Genomic DNA, 23,515 nt, shown 5'->3' on the forward strand with positions numbered 1-23,515 from the left:
AGGGAAGACATGAAAAATTTAGTTCAAAATAAGAATAGAAGAAAAGTTATCAGAAGTATCATACAAGCTATTGTCTTAATTGGGGTTTCTGTCTTGATCATCAACGCGACCTTTAATTTAAAAAAGTATGCGGATGCTTCACAAAATAGCATTAATGGAGATCACGGCTTTATTGCGATTTCCTACTTTGGTGTTGATCAAACTGGTGATGATACGTTAATTAGTACAAAGTTGTTAAGTCAGCATCTGGAATCGTTGCATAAAACAGGTTACGTGACGATTAGTCAACAGGATGTGTTGGATTACTACAAAAATGGCAAAGAATTGCCGGAGAAAGCTCTGTTTCTGATTTTTGAAGATGGACGACGTGATACTGCAATTTTTGCTCAGGAAATTATGGAAAAGTATAATTTTAAAGCAACAATGCTTACCTATGCCGACAAATTCGAAAAAAGAGATCCTAAATTTCTATCACCGGATGATCTAATTCAAATGGAAAAAAGTACATTTTGGGAACTTGGAACAAATGGCTACCGATTGGAATATATCAATGTTTTTGACCGCTACTATAACTATCTAGGTCAATTAGATTCCTTGGAGTTTGCAAACGTATCATACTATTTAGGACGGGATTACAATCATTATTTAATGGATTATTTAAGAGATGAATATGATATACCAACGGAAACTTATGAAGAAATGTCGGAAAGAGTAAGTAATGATTACGAAAAAATGGCAAATATTTATACTAAAGAAACAGGTGAGTTACCTAAGTTATACATTCTAATGCATTCTAACACAGGACAATTTGCATCAAATGACAAGGTTAGTATAATTAATGAGAAAAAGATTAAAGAGTTGTTCGATATGAATTACAATCGTGAGGGTAATGCCTGCAACAGTTTAGATTCTTCGATTTATGATTTAACTCGTTTGCAACCGCAATCTTATTGGTCAACAAATCATCTTTTAATGAAAATACAAAATGATACGCAGCAAGACATTGACTATGTTTCAGGAAATGCCGATAAAAAATCGAAATGGGAAATAATTTGTGGTGCAAGTGAATTTTTAGATGAAAAAATTATATTGACCTCACTTCCTGAACGAACCGGACTGATGCGCTTGAATAATAGTGAGAATTTTAGAAACATTGACGTATCAATGAGTTTACTCGGGAATGTATTTGGTGTTCAAAAAGTATATCTCAGAGCGGATGATGACTTGGCGTCGGCATTATCGGTAGAGATAACAAATGATCAACTCATTCTCAAAGAAAAATCGAATGATGCAGAGACCATTTTAGCAGACATTAAACTAAAAGGTATTGACGGGACTGAAATCCAATCGATTGAAGAAGATAAAAAGAACGCTGAAATTGAAGCCTTAAAAACAAAAATTCAATATGCTTCAAGTGTAAATGAAGCCACAGCTGTTACGGAACTGTTGAATCGGAAATTGCAGGAGGAAGCACGTACGGTAGAAGACGGTTCTATGGCTTACGAACCGATGATAGATATTAGAGAAAATGGAAAACGACAGCTGGATATTTCAATTTATGAAGATACACTGTCCGTAAAAGTTGATAATAAGCTGGTTGTTGATAAAATAAAGATTGACAACTCTGCAAATGGAGCCTTTTATCTCGAGTCAGCTTGGGGTGGGTATGGATATAGCCAACGAAACTTAACAGATGATGTATACGATGGCGTTTTTGATAAAATTATGATTACTGAGAATGGTTCTGTTTTCGGTGCGGAGAATGGAACAATTATTTTTGAAACTAATATGCATGGAGCAGAATTATGGCTATCCGAAATCAAAAAAGCATGGAGCAGCATTATAAACTGGTTTATAAAAACGCTTTAAATGTGGGAGATGAATGTGAAAAAAAAACTAAGTATTGGTATTGCATTTATTATCGTGATATCGTTTTTTCTTATATCTTGTAGTAAGAGTGAGGAAGTATCGGTTATTATGCAAAAAGAGCCGGAATTAATTAAGGAAGAAAAAGAAGGAAGTGATCTTTTAGCCTGGATGGTGTATTGGGATGCAGAAAATGGAAAAAATGAACTGCTCAATTCTAAGGGAATTAACAAAGTTTGTTATTTTGCAGCATATTTTAATGAATCAAATCAATTGATACTTCCAGACGAAATTGACGAATTGAAAAAAAAAATCAACCTGGATAAAAATCAAAATGAATTAATAGAATACCTGACGATTGTTAATGATAAAGTCTTGTCAAATGGGAAATCGTCATTGAAAGATCAGAATCTTTTAGAAGAACTGCTAAAAAATGAAACAACGAGAAATCAGCATATAGATGATATTATAAGCCTGGCTAAAGCAAATGGATATGAAGGTTTAGAAATTGATTACGAAAGAATTAGAAAGAATTATGACTTATGGGCACTTTTCATTGACTTTATAATAGAATTGAATGCACGATGTGAAAATGAAGGTTTAAAATTGAGGATAGTATTAGAACCAACTACTCCGTTTGATAAAGCTGAATTTCCCGAAGGCCCTGAATATGTAATGATGTGCTACAACTTACATGGGACTCACAATGACCCTGGACCTAAAGCAGATTTTGAATTTATCGAAAACCTGATTAAAGACATGAAAACTATCCAAGGTGATAAGAATTTTGCTTTGGCAACAGGCGGCTTTGACTGGAGTTCAGATGGGAAAGTTACAGCATTGACTGAAGAGCAAGCATTTAGCTTACTTAATGAATCCGGATCAAATGTCCAAAGAGATGCTGGTAGTGGTAGTTTGAATTATAAATATTCAGATAAAAGTGATATCCTGCATGAAGTATGGTTTGCAGATGATATAACGCTAAATGGCTGGATAAAAACAATCGAGGAGAACGGAACTTTTGGAATATCAATTTGGCGACTGGGAGGAAATGTTAATATATCAACAATAGTGTAACTACTTTTTCCCACTTGACATCACCCCGACATCTTCATTATAATATAAAGGTTAAGAAGATAAAATAATTTAAGCTATCGGAGGTAGAATGAATACTTATTATAGAAATACCATGTGTGGCGAGTTAACGGCAAGTGATATCGATCAAGTTGTTGAACTGGCTGGCTGGGCAGATAATCGCCGAAATCTCGGCGGGGTACTGTTTATTGATTTAAGAGACCGGTCTGGAAAGATTCAACTGGTTGTTAACGAAGAACGACCAGAAGCCTTTGCGATTGCCGAAAAGGTCAGAAATGAATATGTCTTGTCGGTCAAAGGCAAGGTAGTCTTGCGAAGCCCGGAAAATGTCAACAAAAATATCCCGACCGGTGAAATTGAAGTCGAAATTATGGAGTTGAAAATTCTGGATTCATCAGAAACACCACCGATTTATATCGAAGACAACGATCAGACGAATGAAGCTGTGCGACTTAAATATCGTTACCTTGATCTGAGAAAACCCAAATACCAGAAAATACTAAGAACGCGACATCAGGCGGCTGCCATTGCCAGAAATTTTTTAAATGAAAAAGGTTTTCTGGAAGTCGAAACACCAATACTGGCCAAACCGACACCTGAGGGAGCCAGAGATTTTCTGGTGCCATCGCGGGTACAAAAAGGAAAATTTTTTGGTTTGCCTCAGTCACCTCAACTTTATAAACAAATTTTAATGATTTCCGGAGTTGACCGTTATTATCAAATTGCAAAATGCTTTCGTGACGAAGATTTAAGACAGGACCGTCAGCCGGAGTTTACTCAAATTGATATGGAAATGTCCTTTATTGATAAAGATGATATCATTGCGATTAACGAAGGCATGATTGCTAAAATCATGAAGGAAGTAAAAGGGGTAGAGGTCCAAACACCAATGTTGAGGATGACTTATCAGGAAGCCATGGATCAATATGGTTCAGATAAACCGGACACCCGATTTGACTTAAAACTGATTGATTTATCTGAAATCGTGGAAAACTCGGAATTTAAAGTTTTTTCCGGCGCAGTTAAAAAAGGCGGCAGTGTTCGTGCTATTAATGCAAAAGGCGCCCAGGATAAATTGAGCAAAAAGGGCATTAAAGGACTGGAAAATTTTGCAAAGATTTATAAGGCCAAAGGCCTGGCCTGGATTGATGTATCTGAAGGCGAGATGAAATCACCAATTCTGAAATTCATTTCAGACGAAGAAAAAGCAGCGATTTTTGCGAAAACCGATGCCAAACCGGGGGATTTAGTTTTCATTATTGCCGATACCAATGAAATAGTCTGTAATGCCTTAGGCCAACTAAGACTGGAACTGGCGCGTAAATTGGAATTTGATTTAAGCGATCAATATAATTTTCTCTGGGTAACTGATTTTCCGCTGCTCGAATACGATCCGGAAGCTGGCCGCTACACAGCGAAACATCATCCCTTTACCATGCCTTTAGAAGAAGACTTGCAGTATTTGGAAATAGATCTCTTGAAAGTTCGGGCAGATGCCTACGATATGGTTGTGAATGGGATTGAACTGGGCGGTGGAAGCATCCGTATTCATAATCAGGATATTCAGGAAAAAGTGTTTAAAGCCCTTGGCTTTACCCAGGAATCGGCATGGGAGCAATTTGGATTTTTGCTTGAGGCGCTTAAATATGGGACACCGCCTCATGGTGGTTTAGCTTTCGGGTTGGATCGTCTGGTGATGCTGCTTACTGACAATGATAACATCCGCGACGTCATCGCTTTTCCAAAAACTCAAAATCATGGTTGCCTGATGATGGATGCGCCAGCTAGTGCGAGTCTTGATCAACTCATTGATTTGGGTATCAGTGTGGATGAATTGTAATGAAAGAAATAGGGACCGTAAAAACGCTTCGGGGTAGCACGGCTGAAGTTGAGATTAAACGCAATTCGGCTTGTGGTGATTGCGGAGCCTGTCATGTCAGTAAAGATCAATCGGTTATGCTGACAACAGCCAAAAACCCAATCCATGCAAAAAGCGGTGAAACCGTTGAGGTTGAGATGCAATTTGCCAATGTTTTTGTGGCGGCATTTATTATGTATGGAATACCGCTACTTGCTTTTATTTTGGGGAGTGGTGGCGCGTATTATTTGGTGGGCAGTTTAAATCTTGGATGGGATCAAGTCCTGACTTCATTTTTTACTGGCATTTGTCTGACGGCTGTTGCTTATCTGGTGATTCGACAGATTGATCGACAGGGACGATTCAGCAGTAAATATCAGCCGGTGATTATCGCTGTTGTTGAAAAAGTTGACACTGTTTCCACACCCCTGGAAAAGCGGATGGGAAATTAACCTTAAGGGTATCGACGTTTTATTAACGTCGATACCCTTAATTTTTGATGTATTTTAATCGGTTTAAATGAATTAAATAAAAAAAAGCTTGATTAATCCTGCGTTTATCATTATAATATATTTACTGTCTGGGTGTAGCGCAGCTTGGTAGCGCGCTTGACTGGGGGTCAAGAGGCCGGAGGTTCAAATCCTCTCACTCAGACCATTTCTATTTAAGGTGAATATATGGGACAAATTAAAAGAAAAAATAATAGACGAGTCAATTCTTTAAAGAAAATTGTTGTTGGCATCGTTTTTTTTTTATTGTAGCAATAATTTTTATTTCGAGTTATCGAGGTAATATGAGCTTATTGCTTGAGAGAAAAGAATATACCGAATCATATAAAACAGAGATGTATTTTTTTAAAGATATTGATTACCGGATGATCGATGATTTTCAGGGATCGGATCTTTCGCTTATTGAAGGCGAAAAGGCGAATGGATACAAACCGTTGACGAATACACCCAAGGTTGTAAATACGAACTATCTGAATGAACAAATCGAAGTGATTGACACAATTATTCAAGAAGAGTATTATAACAATTGGAGCCGGATTGTTGGTGATATCGTGTCGAATTATCAGGGGATTTCGAGTATTACTAATCAGATTGGAGAAACTGAGCGGGAGAAGAAAAAGTTTTTGATTGAATCGGTCCAATACATGGGACTTGATTTATCGGCACTTCAGCAAAAGCGGCAGACTCTGGTGGGATTACTGGGTGGAGAAGCCCGGAATATCGCCCTTAATCAATTGGGACTGTTGTCAAGTGGATATGTCTACACATCGATACAACCCGTTGAAAAAGCGTTGAGCGAGAGCATGCTTCCTTATGTTAATACGACATTCCTTAAAACAGCCGGTAAAGTCGATCAGGAATCAGAAAAAGTTTTGAAGGTTGTTAATAACGACCATATCTATGTCGCCTTCTCCATGCCCAGTGATACAATAGTTATGGGAGAAGAAGAAGTCATTTCTTTTAAAACTGAATTAATGGGTACGGCTGACAGTGGAATCAATCAGGAATACTATGATTTTCTGATCAAACGAGTGGATCAGCTTTACTATTTTCCAAAACTTCGATTTGAATATGAAGAAAAAGTATACTCCGGCTATTTTGTTGATGTTGTTGAGGAAGGAAATCAGAAAATCATCGTTTTGATGCTTAAAGATTACGTCAATGATTTTGCAAAGGTCGTAATTGGTAAAACCGAGGTCTACATTCAGGACTATAGTGCCTATGAAATACCCAAAAGTGCTGTTTATAAAAAAGATGAAGAAACGATGATCAACACAGTGACTAAGGGGTATTTCAATGAGTCATTGCCAGTTGTGGTAGAAAAATATAATGGTGGTAACGCGATTCTTAAAACGGTGGATAATCCAAAGCTAAGTAGTGGTATGCGTATTAGTATTTATCCATAAGGATGGGAAAACTGTGATTTCAGAAAATATTAAACAAATACAATCAGAGATACCGGATCATGTTACCCTTGTGGCTGTTTCCAAATATCAAAGTATCGAAGATACCATGGCGGTACTGGATGCGGGTATCCATGACCTTGGTGAAAGCAGGGTTCAGGATTTCCTCAAAAAATATGAGGTTATTGGGGATCGTTCGCGATGGCATTTCATTGGTCATTTGCAAAAAAATAAGGTAAAGTATCTGATTGGAAAAACATTTTTGATCCATTCAGTTGATTCAATTGAATTAGTGAATGTAATCGAAAAGGAAAGTAAAAAGCAGGGCATTGTTACGGACGTTTTGCTCCAATTAAATTTGGCTCGGGAAGACAGTAAGTCAGGAATTCTTGCTGAAAATCTAAATGCGGTATTAGAAGTGATACCCAGTTGTCAGTTTGTCAGAGTCAAAGGACTGATGGCAATGGGACCATTAACCCAAAATAATGAAAAAATTCGTGAGATTTTTATGGAATTAAAACGAATTTATGATAGAATAAAAGAGGAATCTTGGGGTGAGGTAATTAAAATGAATTACCTATCCATGGGAATGACTGATGATTATACCATTGCAATAGAAGAAGGCTCCAATATGATACGAGTTGGACGCAAAATATTTAGTTAGTTAGGAGATATACAATGGCAGCAGAAAAATTTAAGGATAAAATTATTAAGGTTTTTGGCATGGAAGTGGATAATGAGGATGGATATGACGAAATTTATGAGGAAGATGTTTACGATGATGACACCGATGATTCGAAAAGTGCCTTCAGTGCGCCAAAGGCAAAAAAGACGATTCCTTCAAGACGAAATGAATTATCCCTTGACGATGGGCCAGAAGTTTTAGTATTAGAGCCTGAGGTTTTTAAAGATGCTCCAAGTATTTGTAATAAGATTCGCAACAATAAGACTGTGGTACTGAATTTAAAAAATACCGATTATGAAAACGGACGAAAAATATTTGATTTTTTAAGTGGGGCTTTATTTGCATTAGATGGATCGATCAATAAAATAGCCGATAATGTATTCATTTTAGCGCCTAAAGCTGTCGCTGTTTTGACCAATCCTCAGCAAGATGATTTGGATTTCAATGCCCCTATTTTAGAGTGGGATGAGGATATGGAATAGGACGTCTATGATTCAGGGGATTCTCATTCAGGCGGGTTACTTATTATTAAGATTGGTAACATTTCTAATTATTATTAACATTGTTTTTAGTTGGATAAGACCAAATCCGGATAATATTGTCGTTAAGACGATTTATGGTTTAACCGAACCTATTTTATCACCGTTGCGACGATTTGCAGTCATCGGCTCATTGGATTTGTCGGCGTTTGCAGCAATACTAATCTTGCAAATGGTGTTGTTTCCGCTTTATAAAATGTTGATTATGCTTATATTTTAAATTAAATTCATACGTAAATGTTGAAGGGATGTCTTATGACCGAAAAAAAAGATGTTTTTTTATTATCACGCATCATTGATGCCTGTGAGAAAAATTTCGAACCCCGATTCTTTGATTTTTATGATGAAGTTTTTCAAAAGAAAATTGAGGACACCATTAAAAAAAGTGGTGTCCCTTATCTATTTTTTGGAGGACATCCGGATGCTGAACGAAAAATGCTCTGTATCTATCCGGATTATGTATGCTCAGATGACCTAGAATGGCCAATTTTTGCCATTGCGTTTAATAAAACAATCCCTTTAGATCATCGTAATGTGCTCGGGGAACTCATGCATCTGGGAATAACCCGTGAGAGCATTGGTGATATCGATGTCGGCGAGGAGAAGGTGCAGATCATTGCGCATCAACGACTACGGGATTTTTTATGGATTAATTTCAATCAGGTAAAAGGTAGAGAAATAAAAAAAGAGATTAAAGATTATCAGCAGATCCAGAGCGTTGAAAAGAACTTCAAGCGGATCTCGGTGGTTGTGGCTTCGAACCGACTTGATGGGATTATTAATAAAATATGGGGGTTTTCCAGACAGAACAGTCTTGTTTTTATTAAGCAGGGTAAGGTGCGGGTGAATTATACAGAGATTAGTAAAAATGATTTTCGACTGAACCCCGGCGATGTTCTTTCACTACGCGGCAAAGGTAAGGCGAAAATAATCAGTATGGATGAGCGAACTAAAAAAGGAAATATTCGTTTAGAAGTGGATCGATACATATGATAAAAAAGGGGAGCGTGCTTTATGACTAAACAGCGAATTGAATATTGCGTACCAGAAGAGACAGAGCAGCGACTGGATCATTTTTGCTGCGCGCTGCCAGGAGATTATTCAAGAGAATATATTAAGCGATTGATCACGGCTGGAGATGTCTTGGTTAATGGAGAGAAAAAGAAAGCAAGTTATCATGTTAAATCAGGAGAAAACATCACCTTAACGATTCCAGATCCGGTCCCATGTCATATGCAAGCTCAAGACATACCACTTGACATCATCTATGAAGATGACGATGTGATCATTGTTAATAAGCCCCAGGGAATGGTCGTTCACCCTGCTCCCGGAAACAGCAGTGGAACCCTTGTTAACGGATTGCTTTTTCACACCAAGAACTTATCGAATATTAACGGGGTAATGCGACCGGGGATTATTCACCGGATTGATAAGGATACCTCTGGCTTATTGATGATCGCAAAAAATGATGTAGCACACCACAGCTTATCAGAGCAGCTTAAGGCGCATAGTATCCTCAGACGCTATTACGGTCTGGTAAAAGGAAGTGTTAAGCCCCATCGCGGTACGGTGGACATGCCCATTGGCAGACATCAACAGCTCAGAATAAAAATGGCGGTGGTGGAAAAAAACTCAAAATCAGCGATTACGCATTTTGAAGTTGTTAAGCGGTATGCCCAGTATACCCTCCTGCGTTTTCAGCTGGAAACCGGCCGGACGCATCAAATCCGAGTACACATGGAAAAAATCGGCCATCCGTTGGTAGGAGATCCATTGTACGGGAAGGGAGACAAGAACAACCCCTTTAAGACGGAAGGTCAATGTCTCCATGCTCATACTCTGGGTTTTACACATCCTCGAACGGGTGAACGTTTAGTTTTTAGAACACCGCTTCCAGAAGCGTTTAAATTGGTATTAAAGAATCTAAAATAAGCTAAACCGAATCGACAAAAACGTCCATTGATTCAATAGCTTCCTGAGTTGGAGTTACATACATGGTGTTTTGATGGGTAAAGATAACCATGCCCGGTTTGGCTTTACTGGGTTTTTTGAGGTACCTAAACTCAAGGTAATCAACGGCGACATTGCTTGAACCTTTTGACTTGCTATACCATGCCGCCAAATTGCCAGCTTCCAGTAGTGTCTTTTCAGTGATGAAGCGTCCACCAGCCACAATCAGTACATGGGAACCAGGAGCATCTTTGACATGAAGCCAACAGTCTTCGTTTTTGCCCATTTTAGTGGATATGAAATCATTCTGGTAATTGTTTTTACCAACAAAAATATGGAAGCCTTCGGATGAAATATAATGCAAGGGTTTTGAAGGAACCTGTTTTTTCTTATCTTCTTTCGAAAGCGCCTTTTTGTTAAATTCAGAATGGAGAAATTCATGGCGGATCTCATCCAGTTCGGCTAACTCAGTGGACTGGTTTAAACTGTTGACCAAGCTCTCCAAATAATAGACTTTTTCTTCAGTTTCTAAAATATAACCAACGAGATGTTTTAGTGCAATTTTGCTTTTGTTGTACTTTTTATAGTAGTGTTGGGCGTTTTGAGCCGGGGTACGATTGACTTTTAACGGGATATCGAGGGTTTGACAGTCGGGATCGTAGTAGTTAATCAGAGTCGCAATTTCCTGACCTTTTTGGATGGCATAAATATTGGCGGTGATTAAATCGCCGTAAAGTTTAAATTTTTCGCTTTTGTGGGAGGCCTCCACATCCTGTTGGAGGTTGGCCAGCTTTTTAATATTTTTTTTGACCAGAAGATCAAGCTGCTGACTAAGATTGGCCGCCCGAGTTTTGAAGCGTAGCGCTTTATCCCGTTTAAAGTAATAGGCTTCAAGCATTTTTGAAATAGACGGATATGTCTCACTGCGATGATCGGCCCGTAAATAGTGGAGGTCAACGGTCGAAAAATCGACCATTTTCCGCCCCAGATAGAGAATCACAGGGACAGCGTGTTGTTCTATTTCGTTAACAACCTGAGCAAATCCTGCATATAAAAATTGCGTTTGCTTTTTGGTGAGATCGGATCCATTAGAATGGGGGTCGACACCGCTGCGGAAGGCAATCTCTTTAGCGATGTTGGGACTGATACCGAGAAACGCCTGAATAAAAAATTTTTCTACTGACAAGTTGCGATGATTGGTTAAGAGTTCATAAAAATGTTTCTCGTCAATTCCAGTAAATCCATGGCGATTATTCTCCGGAGGATAAACGTAATCTCGTCCCGGCAGAATTTGACGGTAACGACTGGAAGTCGAACCTACTTTTTTCATCGAATCGAGAATTTTCATGGATTCATCAACCAGGATAATATTGCTGTTTCGACCCATTATTTCAACCAGTAATTTTCGGACAACCGTTTCATTGAAATCATTTTTGGATGAAATAGATAATTCCATGACGCGATCAGTTTCATGCTGGGTAATCGCAACAATAGTACCATTGAGAATATATTTCCTCAATACCATGCAAAAACTTGGCGGCGCACTGGGGTTTTCTTTCATTTTTTCTGTCAAATAGGCGCGGGGATTGCCGGTGTTGGCAGAAAGTAAGAGATGGTGTTTTTGATTTCCATGGTTAACTAAAAGCCGGATTTCATCGAGCTCCGGTTGATAAATTTTTCGTATTCGACCTCCAATTAAGAGGGGTTTAAATTCTTCGATTAAGTGATACAGGGTTACGCCATCATAAGCCATATAAAAATGCTCCTTTCAAGTAGTCAGATCGTGATAGGATGATTTTATCATGTTATTCACCGATATAAAAGGGTTTTTAAAATCAAGAAATAAGAATTGATTAAGTAAAGTGTAACCAAAATCTATTTAGTGTTTAATGAGTAGGGAATCGTTGACATTTTTATAAGGATTAGATATAGTGTATTGATTAAACAACTATGATAAAAATTGTGCCATAGTGTTTAATAATCTTTTGTTTAAATAATGCATAAATTACAAGAAAAGCAGTGGCCAGGATATGAGTTTGATTTTTAAATATGCTGAAATTTACTAGGTGTATGGAAATGGAGAAACATCATGAAAAGTATGACAGGCTTCGGGCGAAAAGATTATCGTGATGAGGAATTTGATTGTTCAATAGAAATAAAAACAATTAATCATCGATTCAGAGATTTTTTTGTTAAAATTCCCAAAACCCTTAATCCAATCGAAGAAAAAATCCGAAATACAGTTTCGCAAAGTATTGCCAGAGGACGAATCGAGATATTTATAAAATATTCGGAATTCGGGATCAAGAATCGTCGAATTGTCTTTAATCGTGATCTTGCTAAAAATTACATTTCAGTATTAAATGAAATTCGTCGACTTGATTCAATGATAGGGGATGACCTGAGTTTATCCTTAATTTCTAAATTTCCAGATGTCATTATAATTGAAGAAGATATCGATGACTATGAGAGCATCTGGCTAAAAATTCAGCCGATTTTAATAAAGGCCCTTGAAGAAGTTGATGCCAGTCGTGAACGTGAAGGAAGTGCCTTAAAAGCTGATGTTGTCAGTCGCTGTGATGACCGACAAGTTAAACATCGACGAAGAATTAACCCGTCTGCAAAGCCATTTGGATCGGTTGGAAGGTATGGTCGAAGAAACTGAACCGGTTGGCAGAAAATTGGATTTTCTGATCCAGGAGGTAAACCGTGAGATCAATACCATTGGATCAAAAGCCAGCGATTTAGCGATTGCTAATAGTGTTGTTGATGTTAAAAGTGAGATCGAAAAAATTAGAGAACAAATACAAAATATTGAGTAGGGGTGTTAAATAAATCTATGAGTGATTGTCCAGTAGTAAACCAGGAATTAAAAAAAGAACATTTAACAGAATCTTTTTTCGAACGAGAAAAGGGTATTCTCATTGTAATATCAGGACCCTCCTGCGCCGGTAAGGGTAGTGTATGTAAAATTATTTGTCGAAAGAACCCAGATCTCAGGCTGTCAATTTCTGAAACCACGAGACAGCCAAGAAACAGTGAGAAGCATGGGCGAGATTATTTTTATATTTCTAAGGCCGCTTTTGAAGAAAGAATTAAGCAAGGACAGTATCTGGAATACGCAACAGTTTATGAAAACTACTATGGAACACCTAAAGATTATGTGGAAGATCTATTGGAATCTGGATTTGATGTCATTCTGGAAATTGATATCCAAGGCGCAGCTAAGGTTCGAACCAACTATAAAGAAGGTATTTACATTTTTATTGTTCCGCCATCGATGCAGGAATTGAAACGGCGAATTGAAGAGCGGGGAACGGAAAGTAAAGAACAAATGGATATGCGTTTAAATTGCGCCTATGAAGAAATGAAGAATGCCGATGATTACAGTTATATCGTCATCAACGATGATCTGGGCGATGCGGCACAACGGGTACAAAGTATCATAACGGCTGAAAAATGCCGAACTGAGAGACTAAAAAATAAAATTGAAGATATACTTGGGAGGTAACAATGCGATATCCTGCATTAAATGACTTAATTAAATTAGCGGACAATAAATATTCATTAGTATTGGCAACAGCTAAACGGGCGAGAGAAATAGTAGAAGGTGATGAGCCATTGGTGAAAATAAAAATCGATAATCCGGTTACAATCGCAACCAATGAGATTTCGGAAGAAATGATCCATTGTGTACATAAAGTTCATGAACCGGATGAGGATTTGAGTTCTTTAAAGGCCGCTGATAATCAGGACACAGCATTATTAGCAGAATAGGATTAACTGACTGTGAAAATTGCCGAAGTTTTTTTAAACCAGACCAACAAACGTATCGATCATCCCTATGACTATCGTATTCCTCAACAGCTAGAATCAGTCATTGAAGCAGGAATACGTGTTGTTGTACAGTTCGGGATCGGAAATCGGCGGGTTGAAGGGTTTATTATATCAATTAAAGAAACAACTAATTTTACCGGTAGAATCAAAGAAATTACGGAAATTATTGATAGTCAACCAATTTTAAATAAAGAACAAATAGAATTGTGTCTTTGGATGAAGACCACCTATTGTTCTTTATTTTATGAAGCCCTTTCTTATTTTACGATGTCAATACAAGTTAAAGATGAGACCTATTATTACAAAAACCTGGGCAGTTTTGACCTGAATTTGAAAGAAAATTGGTTTTTGGAGCATTATTATCCAAAAGATCAAAAGACCCTTCGACAAAAAAAAGTAAAACCGGAAGACCGAGTTATTTTGGTTGAGTTGGTTGAGAGAAAAATACTCGCTGCAAAAAAAAGATGGAGAATTCTGAGTGATCCCACTGCCGCAGAAACTGTGGGAGAAATAAGCTATCACCTAACTGATCTTGGACGCGAAGCCATTGACAGCAATAAAAGGATGGGCAAAAAGCAACTTGAACTACTAAAAAGTCTGCAAAATAATGATATGATGGCAGCAGATCTAAAAATGCTATCGGCACAATTTAAAAAAAGCCTAAACCCATTGATCTTAAAAAATTATGTGATTGAATATGAGGCTTCACCTCATCAAAACGCACACAATTCATCTCGATTTGAAAAGCAAAGACGATCAGTTGTTTTAACAGCTCATGAGCAGCTTAATTACAAGCGGTACCTGGAACTGACGAAAGCGAAATCAGGTGTTTTTTTTCATGTGTTTGATGGGACCAGCAAATATCGACTGTTTTTCAAAGCAATTGAAGACCAGCTAAAATCCGGGAAGTCGGCTGTCGTTATCTTTCCGGAAGTCAATATGACGTTTTCGCGAATGGAAATGTTTTACAAGTACTTTGGTGACCTAGTAGGGGTTTTTCATGGGCAGCTCACCCCAAAAGAACGCACAGATCTGTATCGGCGAGTACGCGATGGGGAACTTAAAGTGGTCATTGGTGTGCGAACGGCCCTGTTCTTACCATACCAAAATCTGGGTCTGATCATTATTGATGATGACCACGACCCGTCACATATCAGTATCTCAACACCGCGGTTTCATATCGCCGATATTGCTAAAAAAGTGAGTGCGTTAATGGGTGCAACTTATCTTATCGCGGATGATACGCCACGGGTGGCGACTTGGTACCAAATCGAAAAAAATGAGATCGCCAAGATCCAAATTGGTGTCGAACAGAAGCTTCGACAGGCCATTGAAATTGTTGATATGCAAAAGGAAATGCACCAGGGAAACATGGGTATTTTAAGCCGAACCCTGGTTAAATATTTGACAACCAGCTTATTACATAAACGCATGGGTGTTTTATTTATTAATAATAAGGGTTATGCCAACAGTGTTTTATGCCGTAACTGTGGCCATGTTGAGAAATGCCCCCAATGTGGCGTCGCTTTAAAATACTTCAATCAGGATCATTCATTGCATTGTCATTACTGCGGCTACAAAAAAGCGGTTCCAATAAAGTGTCCGAAATGTAACAGCGAAAAAATTAGACACATGGGTTTTGGGCTCGATCAGTTAGAAGAGTATCTTAGTAAAGTTTTACCAGACGCGCGAATTGGAATTGTCCAGGGGGCGATGAATCGTACTGAAATAAAAAAAATGAATCGGGCGATCAGCGACGGTGAGATCGATATATTAATTGGAACCCAGGTTATCATCAAACACTTTAATTTTACCAATGTTGGTGTTGCTGCCGCTGTTTTGATTGATCGCGATCTTAATCAGGGGAACTATCAGGCGTCAGAAACAGTCTATCAGACATACAGTCGTTTTTTTGTAAAAGCCATGGATGGTACAACAAAGGGACTGATTCAAACCCATGAGCCTGAAAATGAAACAATTTATTCCATCAAGAATGAAAACTTCCAGGAGTTTTACCGGGGTGAAATACGCTATCGTCAACTGATGAAATACCCGCCAATTGTTAACATGGTTAGTTTTAGTGTTTTTCAAAAGAATGAAAAAGAAGCGGAAAACGATGCGTTTTCGTTGTACGTTGCCATAAAAAATGAATTAAAAATGTTTGGCGATGGGCATACAGTTTACAAGCCGGTGCGAGTCGGAGCAACTAAAGGTGGAAACATTACCTATCAAATTGTGCTCAAGACATTAAAGGCAGAGGTTTTTCAAAATTTAATGCCAAAAATCATTAAGCTTGGTATAATAGAAGCGTTAAAATCGAAGGTATCTGTTCATATAGATTTATAAAAGACTCAATGAATCAGGAGGATAAAATGGCAATTCGACAAATCAGAATTGATGAGGACCCAATTCTTAGAAAAAAGTCCCGGGTTATCGAAGCAATCGATGAAAAAATAAAAATATTAAATGACGATATGGTGGAAACCATGGGAGAAGCCGATGGGGTTGGTTTGGCTGCCCCCCAAGTCGGTATTTTAAAACGGCTGTTTGTTATCGATGTAGGGGATGGACCCATGACCTTTATTAATCCGACTATCATTTCTACTGAAGGTGAAGAAGAAGATGAAGAAGCTTGCCTCAGTCTTCCGGGACAGTCGGGGATAGTCAAACGACCACAATCATTAGTTGTTGAAGCAACCGATCTGGAAGGCACTGTTTTTCAACTTTTCTGTTCAGATCTGCTGGCAAGAGCAGTTTGCCACGAACTTGATCACCTCGATGGAATTTTATTTATTGATCGAGTTGAAAAATGAAAAATATTAAGGTGATATTTATGGGAACAACCGATTTCGGTGTTCCTGCGCTGGAAAGTTTGATAGCCGCCAGATATGAGGTCGTCGCAGCAATTTGTCAGCCGGATCGACCCAACAAAAGAGGTAAAAAAATTGAAATGCTTCCGTTAAAAACCAAAGCATTAGAGCTGGGAATCCCGGTTTTACAACCTGAAAACATTAAGGAACCTCAATTCATTGACCAATTAAAGCGTTTTGCCGCGGATATTTTTATCGTTGCGGCCTATGGACAGATCCTATCTAAAGAAATCTTAGCGATACCAGTCTATGGCGCCTTAAATATCCACGGCTCGTTATTGCCGGAATATCGGGGCGCCGCACCAATTCAATGGGCGATCATCGACGGAAGAGCAAAAACAGGTGTTACCATTATGCAAATGGCCGAAGGTATGGATACCGGAGATATGCTGGCAAAGGCGGAATGTCCAATTACGGAGACCACAACTTTTTTTAGCCTCTATCGTGATCTATCAGTTTTAGGCGCAGCTTTACTTATTGAAACGGTAAAAAATCTGATTGAAGGATCGCTGACGCCGGAGCCCCAAAATGATGCCTTGGCCACCTATGCCCAGAAAATACTTAAAGATACCGGTCATATCAATTGGACAAAAAGCAGTCGAGAGATACTATTTTTGATTAACGGTACGGATCCTGTGCCAGGGGCACATGCGGTTTATCGGGATCAAAAAATAAAATGCTTTCTTCCTGAGATTATCGCCTGGGAAGGGCTAGAAAAACCGGGAACCATTGTTATCGCCAGTGATCGCAGCGGACTAGCGGTGAAAACCCGGGATGGCGCTTTAAAGATTGGTTCCGTGCAAGCACCAGGTAAAAAGCGGATGGAAACCACTGTTTTTTTACGCGGGAAAAAAATGGAGACTGGAACAGTTTTAAACTAGTCTAAGCAGTTCTTTAGGAAACGATGCTAAGATTTTAAAAAATAAAGGAGGATATGCAATGTTTTTTTTAGAGTATTATTGGACGATGCTGATACTTGTTCCGGGAATCATTTTTGCGGCCTATGCTCAGCACCAGGTAAGCAGCGCTTACAAAACCTATAGCAGGGTGCCAACTAAAAATGGGATGACTGGGGCAGACGCAGCCCGTCTACTGTTAAACGCTAATGGATTAAATAGCATCAATATTGAAAACGTGGCAGGAAATTTAACCGATCACTACGACCCAAGGCATAAAATCATGCGCTTGTCTTCCGGAGTAGGACAACAGGCAAGCGTCGCAGCAGTCGGGATTGCCGCTCACGAAACGGGTCATGCAATTCAAGACAAGGAAGGCTATTGGCCGTTGCGGTTTAGAGGTTTTATTGTGCCCATCACTGGTTTTGCCTCAAATTTAGCCTGGCCACTTTTTTTTATCGGGCTTTTATTTGGACAAACCTCTGGTTGGGGAGTGACGTTTATGAATCTGGGAATCATTCTCTTTTCATTTAGTCTCTTTTTCACAATCGTTACCTTACCGGTGGAATTTAATGCCAGCAAGCGTGCCATTACTGCACTCGTTGACAATAATCTCTTGCAGCCGGGAGAAGAAGTTGGTGTTAAAAAGGTTTTAAGAGCAGCGGCGCTCACTTATGTTGCGGCTGCGCTAATGGCTTTGTTAACATTGATTCGGTTACTCGTATTAAGAGGTTCAAGAGATTGAAAAATATTCGAAAAATTGCCTTAGAAACACTACTGAAAATTGACTATGATGGAGCCTACTCCAATCTGGAAATCAAAAGAACCTTGCAATGCCTTGTCATTAAAGACGAAGACCGTCGCCTTTACTTAAATATTGTTTATGGCTGTCTTCAAAATCAGATTTATTTGGATTATCTAATCAAACAGCAAAGTAGTCGACCCGTAAATAAGTTGCACAAAGAGGTTAGTGAGATATTAAGAATAGCCATCTATCAACTCTATTTTTTGGATAAGATTCCCAATTATGCGATTGTCAATGAATCAGTCAATTTGGCCGCAGAGCTTCAGCCGCAGGCTAAAGGATTCATTAATGGTGTACTGCGAAACATTATGCGAAAAATTGAAAGTGATGGAAAAGAATTTAAATTTGAGAACTGGGGAAATGAAAAGGAAGCATTGTCAATACGCTATTCGGTGCCACTGTGGATTGTCCATAAGTATTATGAAGTTTTTGGTGTGGAAAAAGCCGAGGCAATCATTCCCCTGTTAAATGAAAAACCGCCATTTACGGTGCGCTGTAACACTTTGAAAACATCACAAGATCAATTGATTAAAGACTTTCAGGGTGCCGGGGTCGATGTAATACCCGGAACCTTGTCGCCCAATGCCATCCACCTGACTAACCTGGGGATTTTTGAGAGTAACATTGAAAATTTTCATTTATACCGAGATGGCCATTTTCTAATTCAGGATCAGGCCGCGATGCTGACGGTCGAGCGGTTAAATCCCAAACCGGGGGATCGGGTTTTGGACATGTGTGCGGCACCGGGCGGGAAAACAACCTATCTGAGTCAGATGATAAAAAATCAGGGACAGATCATTGGTCGGGATGTATACGCCAGTCGTCTGGAGCTTATCAAACAAAGCATGCAGCGGCTGGGTTGTACAAATATCAGTCTTGAAGATCAGGATGGCTGTGATTTTTCGCAAGCCGATGAAGCCTCATTTGATAAAATTCTATTGGACGCTCCCTGTACAGGTCTTGGGGTAATCAGACGAAAACCGGAGATAAAATATCATAGTACCAAAGAAGGCCGCAAAGCATTGGTAAAGATGCAGGCGATCTTACTTGAAAATGCCGTCCGCTATCTAAAACCCGGTGGTGAGCTGCTTTATTCAACCTGCACCGTTAACAAAGATGAAAATGAAAATCAAATAAAAAAGCTTTTGGTTAAATTTCCCCGACTGCAGATCATTCCCGATAACAAAGGCAATGACTATACCTATACCAGCCCTCTAATCGATGGCTGCGACAGTTTTTTTATGTGTTTATTAAAAAAATAGCAAGGCTGGTTTTGTAACGGGCGGGCTTTGATAAACAATAACCAGAGAAAAAGAATTTTGAAAAAATTGAATTTGTTCAATTGTTTTGATATAATAATACAATCTATGTAAAGCATCCCGTTTAGTGTAATGCTTCTCTGATAGTATAGGAGTAAAACATGAAGGAAAATATTTTTGGCAAAGACATCAGTGAGTGTGAAGGACTCATGATCGGCCTTGGTGAAGCCAGGTATCGTGGGCAACAATTGTATCAATGGCTCTATGAGAAAAAATGTGAAAACTTTAGTGAGATGACCAATTTTTCCTGCGGTTTAAGAGAAAAGTTATCAAAAAAATATGAATTATTTCATGGTAGCATTCAAACCAAGCAGGAAGATCATCATGATGGTACAAAAAAATATTTAATTGAGCAAAAAGATGGTCAATACATTGAAGCTGTGTTAATGCACTATGAACATGGCGCTTCGTTATGTGTGTCAACACAGGTTGGATGTAACATGGGGTGTAAATTCTGTGCCTCCACAAGGGGCGGTAAAATCAGAGATTTAAGCGCCGGAGAAATATTGGATCAGATTTATTTAGTAGAAAAAGAAGAAAATATGCGAATTTCTAATGTTGTCATCATGGGGATTGGCGAACCGCTTGATAATTATGATGAAGTGATCAAGTTTATTCGTATTGCCAATACGGGCTTTGGAATCGGTCAACGTAAGATCAGTCTTTCCACCTGTGGAATTATTCCGGGGATCGAAGCTTTAGCGGATGAAAATTTGCAGATTAATCTTGCCATATCGCTGCATTCTGTTTTTTCAGAGCAACGAAAAGTGTTGATGCCAATCGCAAGTCGCTATGAGTTTGAGCCATTGATGGCGGCCTGTAAATCATATTTCAAAAAAACCGGAAGACGCATTACCTATGAGTATGCCCTAGTCGACGGTTATAATGATCGTGATGAAGATATCGTGGGATTGATCAAACTGTTAAAAGGAAGTCAAAACCATTTGAATCTGATTGGTTTAAATGAGATCCAGGAAACGGATTATAAAGAGAGTCCCCGATTAAAATACTTCCTTGGGGAGCTGGAAAAATACGGCATTAATGTTACGTTGAGGCGAAAAATGGGAAGAGAAATTGACGCTGCATGTGGTCAGCTTCGAAAAAAAAGATATGAGGATAAGGTGAGTGTATGAAATGTGCCTATGGATCCAATGTTGGATCACTGAGAAAGGTAAATCAAGATGCCTACTTGGCAGCAACCATAAAAAATGTTGATCGTCTTTCTTATGTTTTTGCAGTGGCAGATGGACTGGGAGGGCATCGCAGCGGTGAAATAGCAAGTAAAACAGCGGTCGATTTTATTAAGAATAATTTATCGGGAATTAAAAATTATTTTGATCCCGAAGAGATGATGTCTTTTGTAAAAGCCATTAATTTAGAACTTAAAAAAAATGGTGACGATGAGCCCGCACGTTTGGGTATGGCAACAACCCTGACCATGTGTATCGTTGATGGAAATTATTTGTGTATTTGTCATGTCGGCGACAGCCGAACCTACAGTATTACAGAGGATGCAATTATCCGCCTGACGAAAGACCACTCACTTGTTCAAATCCTGGTTGATGAAGGAAAAATAACCCAAGAGGAAGCAGAAATACATCCCCAGAAAAATGTAATTACCCGGGCTCTGGGAACCGATAACTCAGTGAATGTTGATTTTTATCGTTATGAGATCAATCCGGAAGCAATCTATATGATCTGTTCGGATGGTCTTTTTAATATGGTTTGCGACCAGGATATGAAGACCGTTATTTTGGAAAATAGTCTGGAAGATGCAGCAAAAAAACTCATCGATCTGGCAAACATAAACGGAGGCAAGGACAATATCACCGTTGTCCTATTTAAGCCTCTGGAAGGGGTGCCAAATGCTAAGTAGAACCTTAGGAAAACGTTATGAGATTGTGGAATTAATTGGACGAGGTGGGATGGCCTATGTTTATAAAGCTCGGGATTTAAAACTGAATCGTTATGTGGCAGTTAAAGTGCTACGTGAAGAGTATACTGAAAATGAACAGTTTATTAAAAAATTTGATCGGGAATCTCAAGCTGTCGCCTGTCTATCTCATCCTAATATTGTCGGCGTCTATGACGTTGGCGTTCAGGATAATATTTACTACATTATCATGGAATATGTCGATGGGATTACCCTGAAACAATACTTAATGAGAAAAGGACGCCTTGATTATATTGAGGCCACCCGCTTTGTAATGGATATATCAAATGCTCTGCGGTGTGCTCATGAGAACAAAATTATTCATCGGGATATTAAACCACATAATATTCTCTTGACTCGGGATCTGGTTCCCAAGGTTGCAGACTTTGGAATCGCCCGGGCGATTACCAGTTCAACGGTCACCATGACCAATCAAACGATGGGTTCGGTTCACTATATTTCGCCGGAACAAGCCAAGGGTGGATTTGTGGATGAGCGATCGGATCTCTATTCATTGGGGATTTTATATTATGAGCTGTTAACGGGAAAGCTTCCTTTTGACGAAGAAAATACCGTCACCATTGCGATCAAACACATTCAGGAAGAGATTGTCCCACCCAAGTTGCTGGAGCCCAAAATACCAGAACGCGTTAATCAGATTGTCATCAAGCTGACTCAAAAAAAACCGGACGAGCGCTATCAGAATACCGATGAACTTATGGAAGATCTTGAAGCACTGTTAGAAAACTTAAGTGTTGGGGCAGGTGATGGCAATCATCTGAGTAATGACACCCACATCATTCGAGAAGGACTTTTTCATGTTGAGAACACTGGCAGTCATGCGACGATTAATCCGGATGATGATGAGGATGATGACGAATATTATTATGAAACACCAAAAGAAACGGCAGCTAGAAAAAAGAAGCGTAAGATGGTGCTTCTTTCAGTGTTGGCTGTTGTGGGCATTCTGGCTATAAGTGCTATGGCATATGCCTTCTTTTCAGGAAAAACTGTTGATGTCCCGAATATAACGGGGAAAACGACCACAGAAGCGAAAACCACGCTGGAGAAATTAAATCTGGTTCTGGAAATTGAAAAAGAAGTTTATAATGCAGAAGTAGAAGCGGGATTGATCATTACTCAGAATCCGGAAAGCGGCAAGGAATTGCAAAGTGGGAAAACAGTCAAGGTAACAGTCAGCAAAGGAGTCAAGACCGGAAATATCCCGACCGTTATCGGGATGAGTGAAACAGAGGCAATAAAAGCAATTGAAGCGGCTAATTTTGTGGTTGGTGAGATAAAGAGAGAGTTCAACAGCGATTATAATGCGGACATTGTTTTTCAAATGAATCCCAACGCAAATACGACGGCCAATGAAGGAACGAAGGTTACGATTTACGTAAGTAAGGGCGAAAATCTAGTCACTGTACCAAGTGTAATTGGTCAAACGGAAGCCGATGCTAAAAATACCATTACGAAGGCGGGGTTGACAGTTGGAACAATTAGCTATGAAACCAGTGGTGATTATACCAAAGGAATGGTTATGAAACAGTCTCCCACCGATGGGAATCAGGTTGCTAACGGATCAAATGTAGCGATTGTTATCAGCAGCGGGAAGAAATCGACGCAGAAATTGACCATTGATTTAAGTGAGTATATTCAAACGACTCCAGCAAAATCGGTTAAGGTTAGAGTTGTTTTAACTGCGGCAGATAATACCGAAACGGTAATTTATGAAGGAACAAATCTGTCTGACGACGTCTTTTCAGTCAATGTCGAGGGTATTGATCGCGAAACCTATGAGGTATTTATTGATGGATCCAGCGTTGGAACGGGCTATATTGATTTTTAAAGATAAATAATTGGTTGATTAAAACTGAACTGATACTACGGGTTTATATAACAATTAAGCATTCAATTCGTACATTTCCATGAAAGGTTCGACTGGAA

General features: G+C 39.0%; 23 protein-coding genes and 1 tRNA gene. 23 read left to right on the forward strand and 1 reads right to left on the reverse strand.

Going from position 1 to position 23,515, the window contains the following annotated elements; translation table 11 throughout:
- The first annotated feature begins 9 nt into the window (after positions 1-9).
- The 11 genes from DOZ58_RS01085 to DOZ58_RS01135 all read left to right on the forward strand — a co-directional run bounded on the left by DOZ58_RS01085 (position 10) and on the right by DOZ58_RS01135 (position 9,887).
- Positions 10-1,869 (forward strand): glycoside hydrolase, encoded by a 1,860-nt coding sequence (locus tag DOZ58_RS01085; protein WP_111886606.1) that lies wholly within the window; start codon positions 10-12, stop codon positions 1,867-1,869.
- A 15-nt stretch (positions 1,870-1,884) separates the two neighbouring features.
- A complete protein-coding gene (locus tag DOZ58_RS01090) occupies positions 1,885-2,943 on the forward strand; it encodes a glycosyl hydrolase family 18 protein (RefSeq protein ID WP_162624370.1) in 1,059 nt (352 codons plus the stop codon).
- 88 nt (positions 2,944-3,031) lie between these two features.
- Entirely contained in the window at positions 3,032-4,801 is a 1,770-nt protein-coding gene (gene aspS, locus DOZ58_RS01095; protein ID WP_111886608.1) for an aspartate--tRNA ligase, read from the forward strand.
- Positions 4,801-5,271: a SoxR reducing system RseC family protein gene (locus DOZ58_RS01100; RefSeq protein WP_111886609.1), complete on the forward strand. Its 471-nt coding sequence runs from the start codon at positions 4,801-4,803 to the stop codon at positions 5,269-5,271. Before aspS ends, DOZ58_RS01100 begins: the two co-directional genes overlap by 1 nt.
- Before the next feature lie 128 nt (positions 5,272-5,399).
- Positions 5,400-5,476: transfer RNA gene (locus DOZ58_RS01105), tRNA-Pro, on the forward strand.
- A gap of 187 nt (positions 5,477-5,663) precedes the next feature.
- Positions 5,664-6,734: a hypothetical protein gene (locus tag DOZ58_RS01110; RefSeq protein WP_242988564.1), complete on the forward strand. Its 1,071-nt coding sequence runs from the start codon at positions 5,664-5,666 to the stop codon at positions 6,732-6,734.
- 13 nt (positions 6,735-6,747) lie between these two features.
- A complete protein-coding gene (locus DOZ58_RS01115) occupies positions 6,748-7,395 on the forward strand; it encodes a YggS family pyridoxal phosphate-dependent enzyme (protein WP_111886611.1) in 648 nt (215 codons plus the stop codon).
- Positions 7,396-7,409: 14 nt separating this feature from the next.
- The gene (locus tag DOZ58_RS01120; RefSeq protein ID WP_111886612.1) at positions 7,410-7,898 is read left to right on the forward strand and encodes a cell division protein SepF; all 489 of its coding nucleotides are present in this window, start codon (positions 7,410-7,412) and stop codon (positions 7,896-7,898) included.
- Positions 7,899-7,905: 7 nt separating this feature from the next.
- Complete coding sequence (locus tag DOZ58_RS19190; protein WP_162624371.1) at positions 7,906-8,175, forward strand: YggT family protein; 270 nt, start codon at positions 7,906-7,908, stop codon at positions 8,173-8,175.
- A gap of 35 nt (positions 8,176-8,210) precedes the next feature.
- The gene (locus DOZ58_RS01130; protein ID WP_111886614.1) at positions 8,211-8,948 is read left to right on the forward strand and encodes an RNA-binding protein; all 738 of its coding nucleotides are present in this window, start codon (positions 8,211-8,213) and stop codon (positions 8,946-8,948) included.
- Positions 8,949-8,969: 21 nt separating this feature from the next.
- Positions 8,970-9,887 carry an RluA family pseudouridine synthase gene (locus DOZ58_RS01135; RefSeq protein ID WP_111886615.1) on the forward strand — a complete coding sequence of 306 codons (918 nt, stop codon included), beginning with the start codon at positions 8,970-8,972 and terminating at the stop codon, positions 9,885-9,887.
- Between the two features lies 1 nt (position 9,888).
- Here DOZ58_RS01135 and DOZ58_RS01140 read toward each other — a convergent pair whose 3' ends face one another.
- The gene (locus DOZ58_RS01140) at positions 9,889-11,658 is read right to left on the reverse strand and encodes an NFACT family protein (RefSeq protein WP_111886616.1); all 1,770 of its coding nucleotides are present in this window, start codon (positions 11,656-11,658) and stop codon (positions 9,889-9,891) included.
- A gap of 336 nt (positions 11,659-11,994) precedes the next feature.
- Here DOZ58_RS01140 and DOZ58_RS01145 point away from each other — a divergent pair, with 336 nt between their 5' ends.
- From DOZ58_RS01145 to pknB, 12 genes are all read left to right on the forward strand, one after another.
- A complete protein-coding gene (locus DOZ58_RS01145) occupies positions 11,995-12,570 on the forward strand; it encodes a YicC/YloC family endoribonuclease (RefSeq protein ID WP_242988565.1) in 576 nt (191 codons plus the stop codon).
- The gene (locus DOZ58_RS18780) at positions 12,485-12,727 is read left to right on the forward strand and encodes a DUF1732 domain-containing protein (protein WP_242988566.1); all 243 of its coding nucleotides are present in this window, start codon (positions 12,485-12,487) and stop codon (positions 12,725-12,727) included. Before DOZ58_RS01145 ends, DOZ58_RS18780 begins: the two co-directional genes overlap by 86 nt.
- Positions 12,728-12,744: 17 nt before the next feature.
- The gene (gmk, locus tag DOZ58_RS01150) at positions 12,745-13,416 is read left to right on the forward strand and encodes a guanylate kinase (protein ID WP_204355449.1); all 672 of its coding nucleotides are present in this window, start codon (positions 12,745-12,747) and stop codon (positions 13,414-13,416) included.
- A gap of 2 nt (positions 13,417-13,418) precedes the next feature.
- Positions 13,419-13,682 (forward strand): DNA-directed RNA polymerase subunit omega, encoded by a 264-nt coding sequence (gene rpoZ / locus DOZ58_RS01155; protein WP_111886617.1) that lies wholly within the window; start codon positions 13,419-13,421, stop codon positions 13,680-13,682.
- 12 nt (positions 13,683-13,694) lie between these two features.
- On the forward strand, positions 13,695-16,088 hold the full coding sequence (priA, locus tag DOZ58_RS01160; RefSeq protein WP_111886618.1) for a primosomal protein N': 2,394 nt from the start codon (positions 13,695-13,697) through the stop codon (positions 16,086-16,088).
- Positions 16,089-16,114: 26 nt separating this feature from the next.
- Entirely contained in the window at positions 16,115-16,555 is a 441-nt protein-coding gene (gene def, locus DOZ58_RS01165) for a peptide deformylase (RefSeq protein ID WP_111886619.1), read from the forward strand.
- Positions 16,552-17,493 carry a methionyl-tRNA formyltransferase gene (gene fmt, locus DOZ58_RS01170; RefSeq protein WP_111886620.1) on the forward strand — a complete coding sequence of 314 codons (942 nt, stop codon included), beginning with the start codon at positions 16,552-16,554 and terminating at the stop codon, positions 17,491-17,493. Before def ends, fmt begins: the two co-directional genes overlap by 4 nt.
- A gap of 58 nt (positions 17,494-17,551) precedes the next feature.
- Positions 17,552-18,253: a zinc metallopeptidase gene (locus tag DOZ58_RS01175; RefSeq protein WP_111886621.1), complete on the forward strand. Its 702-nt coding sequence runs from the start codon at positions 17,552-17,554 to the stop codon at positions 18,251-18,253.
- Positions 18,250-19,575 carry a 16S rRNA (cytosine(967)-C(5))-methyltransferase RsmB gene (gene rsmB, locus DOZ58_RS01180; protein ID WP_111886622.1) on the forward strand — a complete coding sequence of 442 codons (1,326 nt, stop codon included), beginning with the start codon at positions 18,250-18,252 and terminating at the stop codon, positions 19,573-19,575. The genes DOZ58_RS01175 and rsmB overlap by 4 nt, the downstream gene beginning before the upstream one ends.
- A gap of 158 nt (positions 19,576-19,733) precedes the next feature.
- Positions 19,734-20,765, forward strand: a complete 1,032-nt coding sequence (rlmN, locus tag DOZ58_RS01185) for a 23S rRNA (adenine(2503)-C(2))-methyltransferase RlmN (RefSeq protein ID WP_111886623.1) — start codon at positions 19,734-19,736, stop codon at positions 20,763-20,765.
- Positions 20,762-21,508, forward strand: coding sequence for a Stp1/IreP family PP2C-type Ser/Thr phosphatase (locus DOZ58_RS01190; RefSeq protein WP_111886624.1), 747 nt, complete (start codon positions 20,762-20,764; stop codon positions 21,506-21,508). The genes rlmN and DOZ58_RS01190 overlap by 4 nt, the downstream gene beginning before the upstream one ends.
- Positions 21,498-23,417 carry a Stk1 family PASTA domain-containing Ser/Thr kinase gene (gene pknB / locus DOZ58_RS01195; protein ID WP_111886625.1) on the forward strand — a complete coding sequence of 640 codons (1,920 nt, stop codon included), beginning with the start codon at positions 21,498-21,500 and terminating at the stop codon, positions 23,415-23,417. The genes DOZ58_RS01190 and pknB overlap by 11 nt, the downstream gene beginning before the upstream one ends.
- Positions 23,418-23,515: the final 98 nt, after the last annotated feature.

Origin of the sequence: Acetobacterium sp. KB-1, assembly GCF_003260995.1 — a bacterium.
Lineage (GTDB): Bacteria > Bacillota > Clostridia > Eubacteriales > Eubacteriaceae > Acetobacterium > Acetobacterium carbinolicum.